General features: G+C 30.3%; 2 protein-coding genes and 1 pseudogene. All 3 read right to left on the bottom strand.

Going from position 1 to position 3,547, the window contains the following annotated elements:
- The coding region (locus MR593_RS12285; protein ID WP_290693403.1) for an HAD family hydrolase at positions 1-553 on the bottom strand (553 nt) is incomplete at its 3' end.
- A gap of 83 nt (positions 554-636) precedes the next feature.
- Positions 637-2,913, bottom strand: coding sequence for a TerD family protein (locus MR593_RS12280; protein ID WP_290693401.1), 2,277 nt, complete (start codon positions 2,911-2,913; stop codon positions 637-639).
- Positions 2,914-3,135: 222 nt separating this feature from the next.
- Positions 3,136-3,547 (bottom strand): annotated as a pseudogene (locus MR593_RS12275) (sugar kinase); the annotation flags it as partial.

The following is a 3,547-nucleotide window of genomic DNA, read 5'->3' as shown; positions in this document are numbered from 1 at the left end:
TTGCAAAAGTATCACCTACATAATATGTGTCTTTTGGATCTAAATCCATTTTTTCCTCTACATATTTAAATATATCTTTGTGTGGTTTTGGCAAAATAGAACCACCTGCTACAAATATATCATCCTCTTTAATCCATTTTTTTACGCCTAGATTTCTTATTTTTTTCATCTGATGGTCTACTTCGCCGTTTGTGATTATACCTACTTTTAAGCCATGTTCTTTTGCAAAATCTAAAACTTCCCTAATCCCTTCTAATAGTTCGATTTTATTTTGATTTGATAAATATTGTTGTTGAAATTCTAATGCTTGTTCTTCATCGATATGCACTCCATAATCTTGAAGTGATCTTGTAATTCTTTGTATTTGTAAATCTCTCATTGTCATGCTTCCATGTTGTATTAATTCAAATATTTCATCACTGTACTTACGATATTTTTTGTGTAAATCTTCTATAGGTATATCGTATTTATCCCCAAACATATTGTTATATGTGTCTTCAAATGGTTTCATCAAATTGTACAAAGTGTCATCCACATCAAAAATTAAATTCATCTTATTCCTCCCAAATAATTTTCATACTGTCATTACAAAAGCACAAAAGCCCAAATTCTTTAGCTTTTGTGCTTTTTCAAATTCTATAATAATTCAGACGATATAATATCTGTATCAAATGGAGTCACTATCCTAGCCTCATAAGTTTCTATCTCCTTATCGATATACTCCTCTACACCGGCTTCATTTCCATCCTCATCAAACACAGCTCTCGTCTTTACAACATCTACTTCTCTAGTTCTGATTATATCATCAGTGTCAAGTAATTCGTCTTTTCTATCAGTAAATATCACATCAGCTTCACTGATATTTTCCACTAACTCGCCCCTTGCTGCCACATTTAACTTGACTAGCTTGTCCATTGTAGGCTTGCGAGAGTTTAAGATGTTTTTAACTATCATATTAGTTGTATTTTTTCGGGATTTTATATTATTTATAGGATATAAATTGTAGTAGTCTATATCACACCATACGATTTGATTTGCCATCACATCTATTACATACGGCAATGATACAGTAGTTCCTGTCGTCAAATCTCCTTTGAATTTTACAAATGAAGGATTATATGCTGTATTTAAATTTTCATCTATATCCATATATCCGACGAAGCATTCAGGCAATTCATAGAATTTTTCGTAAGTATACGCATTTACAACTACACAAATATAATAGCAATTAGAATTTATTTTTTCTAAATCTATATCTATATATTCAGTTGCGCCTTCAGGAGCTGGTGCACTTCTGACATCCCCCGAATGTACGCAACCATCGATTTTCATATTAAAATACGATACATTATCTATTCTCTTAAAATCCTCATCGTACAGTATTATGCTCAAGTCTAAATCTGTATGAGGTCTTCCATCTAGCCAATGTAAAAATAGTCTTATTTTTTTGTTTTCGATGTTTATTCTAGATCCTCTTTCAAGTGGCATCAATGTCTTAGAAGCATCTCTCATCTTCAGAGGCGCTATATAATTTTCCAAATTTTTATCTATAAATACTTTTCCTAGAGGCTCTTTTTTAGATAATATTTCTATTATTTTATTTCGTATGGCAGTAGTCGCGTAATTGCATACTTTTTCGTCTAATTCTACTAAATTATTTTCTATCCCATAGACCTTAGCCATTTGTCCCTTAGGATAGAATATTCTATCTGATTTTATATCAGATCTATGTGAAAAATATTCTTCTATTGAAATCAATGTAGATACAGGTATATTGTCAGCTAATTTTATAAATCTATCTATTACTTCGATTGAATCATACTCCAATTCCTTTGCCAATACTAAAATTCTATTCAAGCTTCGTGCAAATTCTCCAGGTCTGCTTTGTAGTAATTCCAACGCACCTGATATATCTTTATTTTTGAAAAGCATCTCTCTTTTGTGATTAAATGTTTCCTTTTTTATTTTCTTCTCTTCGTTTCTAAGCATATCAAATGATTTGAAGGCTTTAGGATATTTTTCTCTGTATTCGCCTGGATGTATTCTCTCTCCTAGTCTTAGATACATTTGTTTATGTCTAAGCAGGTCCTCTGGATTGATTTTGCAGCTATTGAATAACTCTAATATCATTTTTCTCTCTTTTCGCTTGAAATTTTTAAAATATGTATTTTCTGCTAATGATATGTCTCCCTCTGATAGTGCTACAGCTAGTCTCAATACGTCTGTGTATGTCTTAAATAAATGAGCAAATTCCTGTGTATTAACTCCTTTGCTCAATAGCAACTTCACTATGTAGACCATATTTTCTTTAAATAAAATAGACTCTGGTAGCATAGCTTTTATATTAGAATAATTGTAGTCAAATAAAATATCTAAATCTTCTCTGTCTTGCTCACTGTAGGCTGTTTTTGCGTTGATTATGTTTTTAGTTAAATTATTTATATCTTCTGGAAAGGCTATATCTATAGGCTTTAACTTCGTATTTATTCGCTTCGCTTCGTCTTTGATTTCATTTTCAACTATGCCAAACACTTCCAAAACCTTGTTGAATTTTTCTCTATCAAATTCCAACTCTGCATATATAATGTTGAATATTATTGTATCGACAAAGTTCATAGATAATACTGTCTCAGGAAAATTTGGAAATAGAGGCTTCATATTTTCTGCATTTCCTATCATCTTGTTTATGTTGTCTATTAAAAAATCTTGTACTTCTAATATATATTTTTCTGTTGTCATCATCAAATGATTCATCAGCTTGTAGGATAATCTATATCCTAATTGCATTAAATTGCTGTTTAATACAGATATATACGGTTTTAAATTTTTATTGAATTGTCCATCGGCGATATCCGATAATAGAATTTGTTGTTTTCTTCTCAAGATTACTTTATTTATATCTAGATTTTTCATAATGATTTCTCCTTAATTAAACAAGAAAAGCTATAGTTTAAAATTTTTATCATTTAATAAATTATGATAAATAGTAACTATAGCTTTATCTTTTATGGCAACTATATTTTCTAAATTCTTTGAGCTGGTTGGCTTTATATTCCTAATAGAAGGAAGAAAATATATATCCATAATTATCTTATACAATACGTTATATGAAAAATCAAGTTTTTTAATATATTTTTATCTAGAAATTTTTCCAACACCCTCATACATGAGCTTCTCGACATCCCTAAGCTCAACTAAGTTAGCATCTCCTTGTATACTGTGCTTAAGTGCAGATGCGCATGTCGCAAATTCGCATACGTATTTTGGGTCTTTTTTATTTATAATAGAGTAGATTATTCCAGCGCTTAAACTGTCTCCTCCGCCTACTCTATCTACTATACTGTCTATGTTTATTTTATTAGATAAATAAAGTATTCCGTCAGTATAGTAGTTGCATTGTAATTTGTTTACTGAAGAGGATTCTATCTCTCTATGTGATGAGAATATGTGTTTTATGTTAGGGTAAGTTTTACTTATCTCATCGTAATAATATTTTAATTTTTCGTGCTTATCTTCTGATTCACAGTTCATAAGCAGTATGTTTTCT

Source organism: Intestinibacter sp. (genome assembly GCF_022780145.1).
In the GTDB taxonomy this organism is placed as follows: domain Bacteria; phylum Bacillota; class Clostridia; order Peptostreptococcales; family Peptostreptococcaceae; genus Intestinibacter.
The sequence above is the reverse complement of the archived record's forward strand: the minus strand, read 5'-3'. Positions and strand labels throughout refer to the sequence as shown.